Source organism: Streptomyces sp. NBC_00986 (genome assembly GCF_045162565.1).
Lineage (GTDB): Bacteria > Actinomycetota > Actinomycetes > Streptomycetales > Streptomycetaceae > Streptomyces.
Window position 1 is genome coordinate 8,791,675 of the sequence record NZ_CP108733.1, and the last position, 14,177, is coordinate 8,805,851.

The 14,177-nt window shown below is 71.2% G+C and carries 10 protein-coding genes; 5 read left to right on the plus strand and 5 right to left on the minus strand.

What is annotated here, in order from left to right; genetic code table 11:
• Positions 1-201 precede the first annotated feature (201 nt).
• Positions 202-888, minus strand: coding sequence for a maleylpyruvate isomerase family mycothiol-dependent enzyme (locus OG504_RS39475; protein ID WP_405994080.1), 687 nt, complete (start codon positions 886-888; stop codon positions 202-204).
• 225 nt (positions 889-1,113) lie between these two features.
• Between OG504_RS39475 and uvrA the strand changes: the two genes are divergently transcribed.
• Positions 1,114-4,092, plus strand: coding sequence for an excinuclease ABC subunit UvrA (gene uvrA / locus OG504_RS39480; protein WP_405994081.1), 2,979 nt, complete (start codon positions 1,114-1,116; stop codon positions 4,090-4,092).
• A 72-nt stretch (positions 4,093-4,164) separates the two neighbouring features.
• Here the strand turns inward: uvrA and OG504_RS39485 are convergent, their stop codons facing one another.
• Together OG504_RS39485 and OG504_RS39490 are read right to left on the minus strand one after the other, a co-directional pair.
• Positions 4,165-5,076: a carbohydrate kinase gene (locus OG504_RS39485; RefSeq protein WP_405994082.1), complete on the minus strand. Its 912-nt coding sequence runs from the start codon at positions 5,074-5,076 to the stop codon at positions 4,165-4,167.
• A complete protein-coding gene (locus tag OG504_RS39490; protein WP_405994083.1) occupies positions 5,073-6,122 on the minus strand; it encodes a LacI family DNA-binding transcriptional regulator in 1,050 nt (349 codons plus the stop codon). Before OG504_RS39490 ends, OG504_RS39485 begins: the two co-directional genes overlap by 4 nt.
• A 273-nt stretch (positions 6,123-6,395) precedes the next feature.
• On the opposite strand from OG504_RS39490, the gene OG504_RS39495 reads away from it, so the two are divergent.
• Positions 6,396-6,818 (plus strand): Rieske 2Fe-2S domain-containing protein, encoded by a 423-nt coding sequence (locus tag OG504_RS39495; RefSeq protein ID WP_405994084.1) that lies wholly within the window; start codon positions 6,396-6,398, stop codon positions 6,816-6,818.
• Positions 6,819-6,845: 27 nt separating this feature from the next.
• Here OG504_RS39495 and OG504_RS39500 read toward each other — a convergent pair whose 3' ends face one another.
• Both OG504_RS39500 and OG504_RS39505 read right to left on the minus strand, forming a co-directional pair.
• Positions 6,846-7,793 (minus strand): hypothetical protein, encoded by a 948-nt coding sequence (locus OG504_RS39500; protein WP_405994085.1) that lies wholly within the window; start codon positions 7,791-7,793, stop codon positions 6,846-6,848.
• A 213-nt stretch (positions 7,794-8,006) separates the two neighbouring features.
• Positions 8,007-8,378, minus strand: coding sequence for a response regulator (locus OG504_RS39505; protein WP_405994086.1), 372 nt, complete (start codon positions 8,376-8,378; stop codon positions 8,007-8,009).
• A 173-nt stretch (positions 8,379-8,551) separates the two neighbouring features.
• On the opposite strand from OG504_RS39505, the gene OG504_RS39510 reads away from it, so the two are divergent.
• The 3 genes from OG504_RS39510 (at position 8,552) to OG504_RS39520 (ending at position 14,102) form a co-directional block, all read left to right on the plus strand.
• Positions 8,552-9,949: an ABC transporter substrate-binding protein gene (locus OG504_RS39510; RefSeq protein WP_405994087.1), complete on the plus strand. Its 1,398-nt coding sequence runs from the start codon at positions 8,552-8,554 to the stop codon at positions 9,947-9,949.
• A gap of 378 nt (positions 9,950-10,327) precedes the next feature.
• A complete protein-coding gene (locus OG504_RS39515) occupies positions 10,328-12,958 on the plus strand; it encodes a PAS domain S-box protein (protein ID WP_405996553.1) in 2,631 nt (876 codons plus the stop codon).
• A gap of 472 nt (positions 12,959-13,430) precedes the next feature.
• Positions 13,431-14,102: a response regulator gene (locus OG504_RS39520; protein WP_405994088.1), complete on the plus strand. Its 672-nt coding sequence runs from the start codon at positions 13,431-13,433 to the stop codon at positions 14,100-14,102.
• Positions 14,103-14,177: the final 75 nt, after the last annotated feature.

A 14,177-nucleotide genomic window follows, 5' to 3' on the forward strand; every position in this document is an offset into this window, starting at 1 on the left:
TCGGGGGCCGTGACGCCCTGCCCGCCGCGGCGACGGAAGTCGATCATTCGCCCAGGAGACCCGCTTCGGCCCGGACGACTGCCACGGCGTCGCCCGCACGCTTCTCCACCTCGTCGAGACCGGCCCGAACCCCGCGCTCACCACCCAACCCGCACCCGCCGCCGACGAGTGGCATCGGAGGCTCTACGACCGGGCCGTGGGCTATAGCGGGGGAAGTGCCGGCAAGGAGTCCCCGTCGACCGTCAGGTCTGCCCCGTCACGGCGCCCGCAGAGCCAGCCGAGCAGATCCGCCGGGCCGCCGGTGACGGTGACTTCGGGCTTGTCGGACGCCCGGCCCGTGATCCACGCGTGCGTGCCGTCGGTGAGCTGCGTCGACGGCACATCGGGGTGCCCGGTGAACCGCTCGACCAGGAAGTCGATCTCCCGCTGCGTGAACTCCTCGGGCAGGTCTTCCAGTTCGTACCCGATCCCCAGGTCCACGTGGTGCAGCTCGATCTCGACCCAGCGCCGGAACGGCACCCGGGAGGCGCTGTCGGTGACCCCGTTGCGCAGCTCCACGGTGCGGGACCAGTCCGCGGGAGCGGCACCCGCGTCCTGGAAACGGGCCCCGCTCTCGCGCACGTCGGCGAGCTGGACGTCCAGGGGGCGAGGGGCGTCGCGCTCGATGTCGGAGTCGCGGGCGCCCGCCGTCGCGTACATGGGGCGCCCCTCCAGGACGTTCACGAGGGCGTCCGCGTTCCGGGCGAGGTGGGCGAGGACGTGGCCGCGGCTCCAGCCGGGAAGCCGTGACGGCTCGGCCACGGAAGCGTTGTCCAGTCCGGCGGCAGCGGTGAGCACCCGCTCGGTCGCATCACGTACAGAGGCCAGGTCATGAGCGTGATCAATCATGCAGCTGACCCTAGTCCCGCCACACCTTTGGGTGAAGGTGGTGAAGCAGTGCCGTAAATCGAATGCACGTGCTATATCGTCGGGTGTGGCGTCGGGCATGCTGGAAGGCCGGAGGTTGTTATGCCTCCGCCGGGATTCCGACCGGCGTTGTCAGTGGCTCCCCCTAGTCTGAGAACGACGGGGGCCCCGCCCCTGTCACTTCTCTCAAGAAAGGTGCGGACCGGCGTGGCCGACCGTCTCATCGTCCGTGGCGCGCGCGAGCACAATCTGAAGAATGTCTCGCTCGACCTTCCACGCGACTCGCTCATCGTTTTCACGGGCCTGTCCGGGTCGGGCAAGTCCTCCCTGGCCTTCGACACGATCTTCGCCGAGGGCCAGCGGCGCTACGTGGAATCGCTCTCCTCGTACGCCCGCCAGTTCCTCGGCCAGATGGACAAGCCGGACGTGGACTTCATCGAAGGTCTGTCCCCGGCCGTCTCCATCGACCAGAAGTCGACCTCGCGCAACCCGCGCTCGACGGTCGGCACCATCACCGAGGTCTACGACTACCTGCGCCTGCTCTTCGCACGCATCGGCAAGCCGCACTGCCCCGAGTGCGGCCGGCCCATCTCGCGCCAGTCGCCGCAGGCCGTCGTCGACAAGGTCCTGGCGCTGCCCGAGGGAAGCCGCTTCCAGGTCCTGTCACCGCTGGTGCGCGAGCGCAAGGGCGAGTTCGTCGACCTCTTCGCGGACCTCCAGACCAAGGGCTACAGCCGCGCGCGCGTGGACGGCGAGACCATCCAGCTCTCCGAGCCGCCCACCCTGAAGAAGCAGGAGAAGCACACCATCGAGGTGGTCATCGACCGCCTCACGGTGAAGGACTCCGCCAAGCGCCGCCTCACCGACTCCGTGGAGACCGCCCTCGGGCTGTCCGGCGGCATGGTCGTGCTGGACTTCGTCGACCTCCCCGAGGACGACCCCGAGCGCGAGCGCATGTACTCGGAGCACCTGTACTGCCCGTACGACGACCTGTCCTTCGAGGAGCTGGAGCCCCGCTCCTTCTCCTTCAACTCGCCCTTCGGCGCCTGCCCCGAGTGCTCCGGCATCGGCACGCGCATGGAGGTCGACGCCGAGCTGATCGTCCCGGACGAGGACAAGTCCCTGGACGAGGGCGCCATCCACCCGTGGTCGCACGGCCACACCAAGGACTACTTCAGCCGTCTCATCGGTGCCCTCGCGGACGCGCTGGGCTTCCGCACCGACATCCCCTTCGCGGGCCTCCCGCAGCGCGCCAAGAAGGCCCTGCTCTACGGCCACAAGACGCAGATCGAGGTCCGGTACCGGAACAGGTACGGCCGCGAGCGGGTCTACACGACGCCCTTCGAAGGCGCCGTCCCCTTCGTGAAGCGGCGGCACGGCGAGGCGGAGAGCGACGCCAGCCGCGAGCGCTTCGAGGGCTACATGCGCGAGGTGCCCTGCCCCACCTGTCACGGCACGCGCCTGAAGCCCGTCGTCCTCGCGGTCACGATCATGGACAAGTCGATCGCCGAGATCTCCGGGATGTCGATCAGCGACTGCGCGGAGTTCCTCGGCGGAATGAAGCTCGACGCCCGCGACAAGAAGATCGCCGAGCGCGTCCTGAAGGAGTGCAACGAAAGGCTGCGCTTCCTGGTCGACGTCGGCCTCGACTACCTCTCGCTGAACCGCGCGGCCGGCACGCTCTCCGGTGGCGAGGCCCAGCGCATCCGCCTGGCCACCCAGATCGGCTCCGGACTCGTCGGCGTCCTGTACGTCCTCGACGAGCCGTCCATCGGCCTGCACCAGCGCGACAACCACCGGCTGATCGAGACCCTGGTCCGGCTCCGCGACATGGGCAACACGCTCATCGTCGTCGAGCACGACGAGGACACCATCAAGGTCGCCGACTGGATCGTCGACATCGGCCCCGGCGCGGGCGAGCACGGCGGCAAGGTCGTGCACAGCGGCTCCCTGAAGGAGCTGCTTGCCAACGACGAGTCGATGACCGGGCAGTACCTGTCCGGCAAGAAGGCCATCCCGCTGCCCGACGTCCGGCGCCCGCTCGACCCCTCCCGCCGGCTCACGGTACACGGCGCCCGGGAGAACAACCTCCAGGACATCGACGTCTCGTTCCCCCTGGGCGTGTTCACCGCGGTCACCGGCGTCTCCGGCTCCGGCAAGTCGACCCTGGTCAACGACATCCTGTACACGCACCTGGCCCGCGAGTTGAACGGCGCGAGGAACGTGCCGGGACGGCACACGCGCGTGGACGGCGACGACCTCGTCGACAAGGTCGTACACGTCGACCAGTCGCCCATCGGCCGCACCCCCCGGTCCAACCCGGCGACGTACACCGGAGTCTTCGACCACGTCCGCAAGCTGTTCGCGGAGACGACCGAGGCGAAGGTGCGGGGCTATCTGCCTGGCCGCTTCTCCTTCAACGTCAAGGGCGGCCGCTGCGAGAACTGCGCGGGCGACGGCACCATCAAGATCGAGATGAACTTCCTGCCGGACGTCTATGTCCCCTGTGAGGTGTGCCACGGCGCCCGCTACAACCGGGAGACGCTGGACGTCCACTACAAGGGCAAGTCCATCGCCGACGTCCTGAACATGCCGATCGAGGAGGCCACGGAGTTCTTCGAGGCGGTCCCCGGGATCGCCCGCCACCTCAACACCCTCAAGGACGTCGGCCTCGGCTACGTCCGGCTCGGCCAGTCCGCGACCACCCTGTCCGGCGGTGAGGCCCAGCGCGTCAAGCTCGCCAGCGAGCTCCAGCGCCGCTCCACCGGCCGTACGGTCTACGTCCTGGACGAGCCGACCACCGGTCTGCACTTCGAGGACATCAGCAAGCTCCTCACGGTGCTCGGCGGCCTGGTCGACAAGGGCAACACGGTCATCGTCATCGAGCACAACCTCGACGTGATCAAGGTCGCCGACTGGGTCGTCGACATGGGCCCGGAGGGTGGCGCGGGCGGCGGTCTCGTCATCGCCGAGGGCACACCGGAGGAGGTCGCCGCGGTGTCGACCAGCCACACCGGCAAGTTCCTCCGCGAGATCCTCGACGCCGACCGCATCAGCGACGGAGCCCCGGTGAAGGCCCCGCGCAAGACGGCCGCCAAGAAGACCGCGGCGGTCCCGGCGAAGAAGTCCGCGCCCGCCAAGAAGGCCACGCCCGCGAAGAAGACGACGCGGGCCCGCAAGGCCTGACCGGCAGCGAGAACACGCGTGTGGCGCCCTGCGGGAACCTCCCCGCAGGGCGCCACGCGAGCTCAACAGCCTCTACAGGTCGCCCAGTTCAGAGGCGTACGGCGGTTCCGCCCCCGCCCGTGAACACGTGATCGCCGCCGCCCGCGCCGCGAACTTCAGCAGCTGGGTCCAGCCGTCGCGGCCCAGGACGGCCATCCCCTCCGCGGACAGCGCGTTCCGGGTGGACAGGCCGTGCAGCAGCGCCGCGTTGACGGTGTCGCCGGCGCCGATCGTGTCCACGACGTCGACCTTCTCGCCCGGAATCGGGTACACCGTGCCGTCCTGGGTGTACGCGGCGAGGCCGTCGCCACCATGGGTGATCACGACGGCCGAGGGACCGGCGTCCAGCCACTCGCGCGGGGTGCCGCCCAGCCACAGCGCGTCCTCCTCGGACAGCTTGAGGAGCGAGACGTACGGCAGCCAGCTCTTGAAGCGCGCCCGGTAGGCGTCCGCGTCGGGGATCAGGCCCGCCCGGATGTTCGGGTCGAGCAGGGTGAACACGCCCTGCCCGAACGCGGTCCGCAGCAGTTCCTCGTAGGCGGTCGCGCCCGGCTCCAGGACGAGCGAGCAGGTGCCGAAGGACACGGCCTCGGTCTCGGCGGGCAGCGCCGCGGGCACCGTGAAGAGCCGGTCGGCGGTGCCGTCGACGTAGAAGGAGTACGTGGCCGAGCCGTGCGCGTCGAGCGTGGCGACCGCGAGGGTGGTCGGCTCCTGGCCGCGCTGTACGTCCAGGACGTCCACGTCGGCCTGCCGCAGTCCGGCGAGGAGGGCCTCGCCGAACGCGTCGTGGGAGACGCGGGAGCAGAAGGCGGTGGGGGAGCCGAGGCGGCCGAGCGCGATGGCGGTGTTGTACGGGCCGCCGCCGAGCGCCGGCTTCAGGGCGGCGAGGGCCCCCGTGCCCTGCGGCACCAGGTCGATCAGGGCCTCACCGGCTACGACGATCACGAGATGTTTCCCTTCTGGGACTGTTCGGACGGGGCGGGGCAGCCGCAGGACGTGCGGTGGACGAAGGTGCAGGGCAGGCGTACGACGCGGGCGGGCCGGTCCGGCGAGGTCAGCCGGTCCAGCAGCAGCCGTACGGCCTCGGCGCCGATCTCCTTGCTGGGCTGGGCGATCGCGGTGAGCCGGGGCTCGAACAGGTCCGCCCAGGCGAAGTCGTCGAAACAGCACAGCGCGAGGTCGGCGGGGACCGACAGGCCGCGCTCGCGCAGGGCCCGCAGGGCGCCGATGGTCATCGCGTTGTTGGCGGTGACCAGGGCCGTGGGCGGGGCGGCGAGGGACAGCAGCTTCTCGGTGGCCCGCTCGGCGGCGGCCGACTCGGAGTCGCCGTGCGTCAACAGCCGCTCGTCGTAAGGGAGTCCGGCGGCGGCGAGGCCGTGCCGGTACCCGGCGATCCGCTCGCCGGTGGTGCTGAGCCCCGGCAGGCCCGCGACGAGGCCGATCCGGCGGTGGCCGAGCCCGGCGAGGTGGGTGACGAGGTGGGCCATCGGTTCGATGTTCTCGGCGCACACCTGGTCGACAGGGGGTGCGTCGGCCGAGGACGCCTCGACCACCCGGTCGAGGAACACCGTCGGTACGGAGTGCCGGCCGAGGTAGGCGACCAGGGCGTCCGGGGCCGCCGAGGGGGCGACGATCATGCCGTCCACCCGGCGCTCGTGCAGGAGTTGGACGACCGTGCGCTCATGCTCCGGGTCGTCGTGCGGGTCGGCGATGAGCAGGCTGTAGCCCTGTTCCAGGGCGCCGGCCTCGACGCCTTGGAGGATCTCCGTGAAGTACGGGTTGCTGATCGCCGACACCGCGAGGCCGATGGAGCGGGTGCGGGACGTGACCAGGGAGCGGGCGAGGGTGTTGGGGGTGTAGCCCAGTTCCTCGATCGCGGCCAGCACGGCCTCCCGGGTACTGGGCAGCACCGGCCGGGTGTCGTTCAGGACGTGCGAGACGGTGGCGACGGACACACCGGCGCTCCGAGCGACGTCGACCATGGTGGCCATCGCGGGTCCCCCTCCCCGAGGTGCGGCGGGCCGTGAAATGCGGCGGGCCTTCCGGTCGGGAACGTATCCCATCCGCCGCCAGACGTAAACGCTTGCGCAAACGTTTACGTACCGTGAGCGCCCGTCCGGTGAACCCAGCTCAAAGCGGGCGGAACGTCACGGGTATCGTCGCCGTGCACCGACCACCGAGCAGGTGCGCACCGGTCGCCGCGCAGGCGTGCACCGCGCCCTGAACAGCCGGAACGCCCCGAACGACACCACCTGGAGACCTCCATGCCCGGCCGCCCCGCCCCGAGCCGTCGTACCGTCCTGCGCGGAGCGGCCCTCACGCCCGTCGCCGGGCTCGGACTCACCGCCTGCTCGGGCGGTGGCTCAGGGGCCGCCGCGACCCCGACCGCGCCCGTCGAACTGGGCGCGGAGAGCGAGGTCGCCAAGGGGAGCGCCACGCTGTTCCGCGATCAGAACGTCGTCGTCAGCCGGGCCGCGAACGGCACCCTCAAGGCGTACAGCACGATCTGCACGCACGCGCAGTGCCCCATCAACAAGCTGGACGGCACGACGCTCATCTGCCCGTGCCACGGCAGCCAGTTCGACGCGATGACCGGCAAGGTGGTGCAGGCGCCGGCCACCGAACCCTTGCAGGAGCTGAAGGTGACGGCCGAGGACGGGAAGATCGTCGCGGGGCCGGCCGCCTGATCCCCGGGGCGCCCCGACCCCGGCTGCTCACTCCCAGTCCCAGCCGATCCCCACGATCCCCGACCGCATCCGCGGCTCCACGAGGTGCACCGAGTGGTGTCCTCCGGCCAGGCGCAGTTCCTGGCGGCCGCTGCGCGGGGCAGCCGCCGAGTGCTGGGTGAAGCGGTGGCAGCGCACCGGCAGCGCGCTCTCGTCGAAGCGCACCTGGAGCGCGTACTGGCCGCCCGCGATACCGAAGTCGCGGACGTACTCGCGGGAGACGCCGGCGGTGCCGTCCTCGACGCCGTAGCGGAAGAGGAACGTATCTCCGGAGCGCAACCGGGTGCCGAAGAGGAGCTCGGCGACCAGGATGCCGGTCTCCTGGTGGCGGCGGACGCGGCCGGTACGGCAGTTCTCCAGGGCGTGCACGGTCATGCGGTCCGGGGCGCAGCCCGGGTCTCCGTAGTGGACGGCTATGAAGCGGTCGATGCCGTCCCGGTGGGCGCGGACGATGTGGTGCGACTCGCGGCCTGCCAGCTCGCGGTGCGGTCCGACGCGCACGCGCTCGTGCAGCCCGAGGGAGTGCAGGCCGCTGTCGAGCGAGGACTCCAGCTCGGCCAGCAGCTGCTCCAGGACGCCGGAGGCCTCGACGAAGGAGCGGTACGAGCGGGCCGCCGGGCGCTGTGCCACGGAGCGTTCCTCGGCCTCGGCGAGCAGCCGGATCAGTGACTCCTCCGGGAGCTGGAGGATCTCCTCCAGCGCGCGTACGGCACGCAGCGACTCGGGGCGCTGCGGGCGGCGGGCGCCCTGCTGCCAGTAACTCAGGCTGGTGACACCGACCTTGACCCCGTAGCGCGTCAGATGGTGCTGGACGCGCTGCAGGGGCAGTCCCCGGGCGGCGATGGCGGCGCGCAGCGCGACGTGGAAGGGGCCGCCGCGCAGGGCCGAGTCCAGTTCCGCGGTGGCGACATCCGCCTGCTGTGTGGCGTGCGGCATGCAGGGGCCCTTTCTGTGAATGTTCACAACGGCTGGTCAGGCCGTTCACGCGAGTTGATCCGGGGCCCCCGTCGACGCCGGAGAAAGGTCTTCACATCCGTACGCCCTCGTTCACGCCCCGAGTTCCCCCGCATTGAAGCGTGTTGACCAAGTCCCGACAACACCTGTCGCCCATCAGGCATATGTGACCTGGCCCAGTCGCGCCGGGTGCGCTCACGGTGGTGCGGGCGGCCCGTCGTCGCCCAGCACGTCCCTGATCGCCCGTGCGGACACGGACGACTTGTGCAGGAAGCCGTGTGCGGGGCTGGCGGCGATGAGTTCCTGGAAGTCCTCCCGGGAGTGGGTCGAGATGAGGATCACCGCCGGTACGTTGCCCACGAGTTGGCGCGCGACCTCGAAGCCGTTCTCGCCGTCGAGGTCGAGGTCGACCAGGACGACGTCGGGGGCCGCCTCCCGGGCCTGGGAGAGGGCCTCCGCGCCCGTCGAGGCGATGCCGACGACTTCCACGCCGCCACGTTCCAGCAGGGCGCGAGCCGCCTCCAGGAAGCGGGCACTGTCATCGACGAGGAGACAGCGCAGCGACATGTGCCCAGCTTGCCAACCGGTGGTCGGCCGCGCCTTCCAGCTAGCCGGAAAGTGCTGAAGTCCCGTGCCGCGAGCGAAGGTTCTCGTGCACGCAGGGCGATGGGGATGCGACGGGCGGTAGCATGACGGCGCCCTGGGGGAGACCACGTCGTCCGGTCGAGTGGGGGTGTGCCATGAACGGAACGAGCGCCACGCGCGCGTGGACCGGCAGCCGCAGGATCCGCCGGGTCCGCGGAACCCTGGTCCCCTGGGTGGCGTGCGCGGCCCTGCTGCTGGCCGCGTGCGACGGCGCCGGGAGCGACGCCAAGGGGGCGAGCACGTCCCCGAAGGACACCACGTGCGACGGGAAGATCCACGGCACCGCGCACATCACCGTCTGGTATCACGCGGGCCCCAGCGGCGAGTTCACCACGCTGCAGAGCCAGGTGAAGGAGTTCAACAGGCGGCAGAAGCAGGTGCGGGTCGAGCTGGTCACCCTCCCGGAGGACCGCGCGTATACCGCCCTGGTGCTGTCGGCGGCGGCCAGCGGCGACCTGCCCGACCTCCTCGACTTCGACGGGCCGAACCTCTACAGCTACGCCTGGTCGGGCAAGCTCCGGCCGATCGACTCCTGTGTGCCCGCGAGCGTCCGCGCCGACCTGTTGCCGACGATCCGTCAACAGGGCACCTACGCGGGCAGGTTGTGGGGCATCGGCACCTTCGACTCGGGCATGGGCCTGTATGTGCGCAAGTCCGTCATGAAGAAGGCCGGCATACGCATCCCGACCGGCCCCAAGGACGCCTGGACGGCCTCCGAGATGACCGGCATCCTGGGCAAGCTCCGCAAGCAGGGCTACCAGGCGCCGCTCGACCTGCGGCTCGTCTACTCGCAGCCCGGCCAGGAGTGGAACACCTACGGCTTCGCACCCGCCGTGTGGTCGGCGGGCGGCGACCTCGTCGAGCCCAAGAACTTCCGCACCGCCGACGGCTATGTGAACGGCCCCGGTTCGGTCAAGGCGCTCACCGACATGCAGAACTGGGCCAAGGCCGGGCTCATCGACATGGTCAAGGACGACAAGGCGTTCGTCAGCGGCCGCAGCGCGATCTCCTGGTGTGGGCACTGGACCTATCCGGAATTCAACAAGGCCTTCCCCGGGGACGTCGCGATCGTCCCGCTGCCCGACTTCGGCCAGGGGACCGTCACCGGCATGGGCTCCTTCCAGTGGGGCGTCCCGGCGGGCAACGCGGACGGTGACGCCGTCTGGCGCTTCCTGTCCTTCCTGCTGCAGCCCGCCCAGGTGCACCGCATGACCGTGGCCAACGGGGCGATCCCGGCCACCGAGAGCGCGATCAAGCTCTCGCCGCAGTACGCGCCCGGCGGCCCCGAGCACCTCTTCATCGAGCAGCTCCGGGACGGAGTGGCCCGCCCCAGGCCGCAGACGCCCGCCTACCCGGCGATCACCGACGCCTTCTCCCGGGCCTTCGCGAAGATCATCTTCAATCGGGCGCCGGTCAAGGCCACCCTCGACGAGGCCGCCACGAAGATCGACGAGGACCTCGCGGCGCACGACGGCTATCCGCCGAGCAGGTAGCGAAAGCGTGCGCCACGCGCGTGTGCCCGACACGGGTCTCACGCGCGCGTGCCCGACTTCGAGGGACCCGTCCTCCCCAAGGCCCTGACGATCATGGCCGGTTGGGGGCAGGCTGGGCACGTGACCGACCATCATCGATATTTCCCACCCCCCGGCCGCTGAGAGCCCGCCGTGCGTCGCCCCCTGTCCCCGGGCCCGCTCCGTAGGGTGCTCACAGGGCTCCGCCCCGAGCCCGACCTCGCCACGCCCACCGGGCTCCCGGAGTTGCGCAGCCCACGTTCTGACCGCCCCGCCCCGCGCGGCCGCCGTCGGCGCCCGCGGTCCGGCGCCGCCCTCCGGATCCCGTTCCTCGCCCGGCTGCGCGTCGGGCGCAAGCTGATGCTCCTGGTGTTGCTCCCGGTGACCGGCATGCTGGCGTTCACCGTGTTCGGCGCCGTCTCGCAGTGGCACGACGCGGCGACGATGCGGGACTTCCGTACGGCGACCGCGCTGTCGTTCAGGACCACCGCGCTGACCGACGCCATCGCCAGGGAACGCATCGCCGCCGTGAAGGCCCGGCTGCGCCCCGGAGCGGCGACCCTGAAGGAACGCTCCGGTGCGGAGCACGCCACCGACCACGCCCTGAACGCGGCTCTCCTGGGCGCCACCGGCTGGAACGGTCCGCCCGACGTCGCGGGCCGGCTCGACGCGCGGAGCCGCCAACTGCACGCCCTGCGGCTCCAGTCGGGGACCGGCTCGCTCACCGCGCCCCAGCTCGCCGCCCAGTACGACACGGTCGAGGACGACCTCCTGGAGCTGGCCGCCACCCTGGAGTCCGGCCGCCCGACCCGCACCTCCGGGCAGGCGGCCGACGCCCACATCGCGCTCCTGAACGCCATCGAGGCCGCCGAACGCGAACGCACCGAACTGGCCGTGCTGTTCGACACCCCCGACGCCCCGCACGCCACCGCCACGGACCGCTGGTCGGCCCTGGAGAAGGCGCTCCTGGACGACTTCGACCGGACCGCGCCCGCCGCCCTCAAGGGCAGGCTCTACGTCGTCCTCCTCCAGCACCCCGGCCTCGTCGTCCGCACCACCCGCGAGACCCTCGCCGACCCGCACGCCAAGAAGAACGCCTGGCCCACGTACGCCGGTTGGCTGACCGCCTCCACCCAGCGCATCGAGGCCCTGCGCGCCATCCAGCACCAGGCCGCCGCCGACCTGGGCCGCGGCGCCGCCCGCGACCTCGACACCGCACGCACGCGTGAGGCACGCGACCTCAGTGTGTCGCTGGCCGTCCTGGCCGCCGTCACCGTCCTCGCGCTGACCCTGCGGCTGTCGATCACCCGGCCCCTCAGCGAGGTCTCCGCGGGCGCCCGCGCGCTCTCCGAGGGAGATCTGTCGTACGACATCCGGTACGCGGGCCGGGACGAACTCGGCGCCGTCGCCGACACGTTCAGAGAATTGCGGGTCACCACCGAACGGCTCGCCGGCGAGATCAACACCATGAACACGGCGATCGACGACAACCGGCTCGGCCACCGCGCGGACGTCGCCGCGTTCCAGGGGACCTGGGCACAGCTGCTCGGCGGCATGAACGGCACCATGGCGTCCTTCGCCGCGGTCCACGGGCGGCGCGACAAGGCCGAGCAGGAGCTGGCGAGCATCTTCCACCTCTCCCTCGACCTGTTGTGCATCGCGGGACTCGACGGGTACTTCAAGCGTGTGAACCCCGCCTTCGAGCGGACCCTCGGCCACTCCGCCGACGCACTCCTGGGCAGACCCTGGCTGGAGTTCGTGCACCCGGAGGACCGGGCACGCACGCGTGCCGTCCTCGACCGGCTGGCGAGCGGCGTCGACATGGACGAGTTCGAGAACCGCTTCCTGAGGGCCGACGGCACCGAACGCTGGCTCCAGTGGAGCGCCCGCCCGGTCACCGGGGACGGCCTCATCTACGCCGCCGCACGCGACGTCACCGAGAGCCGCCGCGCCGCCCGTGAACAGACCGCGCTGCGCCGGGTCGCCACCCTCGTCGCGCGCGGGGTGCCACCGCACGAGGTGTTCTCCGAAGTCGCCGACCAGGTGGGCAAGGTCCTGAGCAGCGGCTCCGCCGCGGTCCTGCGCTACGGCGCCGACGGAGCCGCCACCGTCCTCGGTTCCGCCCGCGGACCCGCCGCCGAGGCCGAGACGGCCGCCGCTGCCGAGGTCGCGCGCACCGGCCGCCCCGCGCGCGTGGACCGCTCGGTGGGCGCTCCCATCGTCGTGGACGACCGGCTGTGGGGCGCCGTCGTCGCGGCCGCCGCCGGAACCGAACCGCTGCCCCCGGGCACCGAGTCCCGGCTCGCCGACTTCACCGAACTCGTCGCCACCGCCCTCGCCAACGCCGACAGCCGCGACCAGCTCACCGCATCACGCGCGCGCGTGGTGGCCGCCGGGGACGCCTCCAGGCGCCGTATCGAACGCGATCTGCACGACGGCGTCCAACAACGGCTCGTCTCGCTCCAACTCGACCTGAGAATGGCCCAGTCGATGCTGGACGAGCAGCCGGAGGAACTCGCCGAGCAGCTGGACCACATCGCCAAGGGACTGGACGACGCCTTCGGTGACCTGTTGCAGGTCGCGCGCGGCATCCACCCCGCGATCCTCTCCAAGGGCGGCCTGGGCCCGGCCCTGCGCGCGCTGGCCCGCCGCTCCGCCGTTCCTGTGGAACTCGACCTGCGGCTGCCCGCCGGCCGCCTTCCGGAGCGGATCGAGGTCGCCGTCTACTACGTGACCTCCGAGTGCCTCACCAACGCCGTCAAGCACGCGCGCGCGAGCTTCGTAGCGGTGTCCGCGCGGGTCGAGGACCACGTCCTGGAGGTGACGATCGCCGACGACGGAGTGGGCGGCGCCGACCTCGGGCACGGCTCCGGGCTCATCGGACTCGTCGACCGCGTCGAGGCGATCGGCGGCAAGCTGCACGTCGGCAGCCCACCCGGAGAGGGCACAACTCTCGTCGTACGACTGCCGCTTCCCCGGACGGACGGGTGACCGCCCGAGGCGTACGCGATGAAGTCCAGGTCGGGGGAGCCGTGGACTCGGTGACGTCGCGTACGCGTCGGGCGGTCTTCTCGGACGGAGAGGCAGCCGTCCGGCTCTAGGGGTGCTCAGAAGGCCTGGCACGCGGATGCTTGGCGCGGACCACGTCGGGATCCCGCGGGTCCAGGAGGTTCTTCAGGGGCCGGGTGCCGTCCTCGTACGGGCGGACACGGACCGACCGCCGTCGTCTGTCCGTCCGTGTCCGCCGCATCTCCCGCAGCCCTTCCGACGTTCCGGCCCGGGGCCCGTCACCTCGCCCGAGGCGACCGGTCCGCCCGCATTCGCACTCCTACGAGAATCGCCCGGACGCGGCGCCCTGTCTTCACCGTCACCCCCCAATTCCCTTACCGGCTAGCCGTACCCGACCCCGTCCGGCAGGCTGTGCCTGGCGCACGGCACTGGTCGGGCAAGGGGAGCCGGGACGATGGACGCATCGCAGCAGACCGCGAAGGGACGGGTCGTCCTCGCCGACGACGACGTCCTGCTCAGGGAGGGCCTCGCGAGCCTGTGCGAACGCCTGGGCTACGAGGTCGCGGGCCAGGCCGGCGACGCCGTACGGCTCCTGGAACTGGTCGATGCCGAGCGGCCCGACCTCGCGATCGTCGACATCAGGATGCCGCCCGACCACTCCACCGAGGGCCTCAAGGCGGCCCGCACGATCCGTGAACGCCATCCCGACACCGGCATCCTCGTGCTGTCCGCGTTCGTCGAGGTCGAGGAGGCCCTGGAGCTGCTGGCCGGCGGGCACAAGGTCGGGTATCTCCTCAAGAGCCGGATCACGGTCGTCGACGAGTTCGTCGAGGCCCTCGACCGCATCCACAAGGGCGGCTCGGTCGTCGACCCCTCCCTGGTGCACGAGCTGTTCTCGGCACAGCGCCGCGACGACCCGCTGTCCTTCCTCAGCACCCGCGAGCGCGAGGTCCTGGCGCTGATGGCGGAGGGCCGCTCCAACGCCGGCATCGGCCGCCGGCTGTGGGTCACCGAAGGCACCGTCGAGAAGCACGTCCGCAGCATCCTGGGCAAACTCCACCTTCCGGAGGCCGCGGACGACCACCGCCGTGTCCTGGCGGTTCTCACATTTCTGGAGTCCCGCTAGGAGTACCGGCAGAACATCCGACCATCGCTCCGGCAGGAGTTCCGCCGGGCGTGTCCGGCGTTGTCCACAGCCCCG

Coding starts and splice junctions, on each gene's coding strand:
- OG504_RS39475 (WP_405994080.1), bottom strand. CDS start 888: ATGATTGATCACGCTCATGACCTGGCCTCTGTACGTGATGCGACCGAG.
- OG504_RS39490 (WP_405994083.1), bottom strand. CDS start 6,122: ATGGCCACCATGGTCGACGTCGCTCGGAGCGCCGGTGTGTCCGTCGCC.
- OG504_RS39495 (WP_405994084.1), top strand. CDS start 6,396: ATGCCCGGCCGCCCCGCCCCGAGCCGTCGTACCGTCCTGCGCGGAGCG.
- OG504_RS39500 (WP_405994085.1), bottom strand. CDS start 7,793: ATGCCGCACGCCACACAGCAGGCGGATGTCGCCACCGCGGAACTGGAC.
- OG504_RS39505 (WP_405994086.1), bottom strand. CDS start 8,378: ATGTCGCTGCGCTGTCTCCTCGTCGATGACAGTGCCCGCTTCCTGGAG.
- OG504_RS39510 (WP_405994087.1), top strand. CDS start 8,552: ATGAACGGAACGAGCGCCACGCGCGCGTGGACCGGCAGCCGCAGGATC.
- OG504_RS39515 (WP_405996553.1), top strand. CDS start 10,328: ATGCTCCTGGTGTTGCTCCCGGTGACCGGCATGCTGGCGTTCACCGTG.
- OG504_RS39520 (WP_405994088.1), top strand. CDS start 13,431: ATGGACGCATCGCAGCAGACCGCGAAGGGACGGGTCGTCCTCGCCGAC.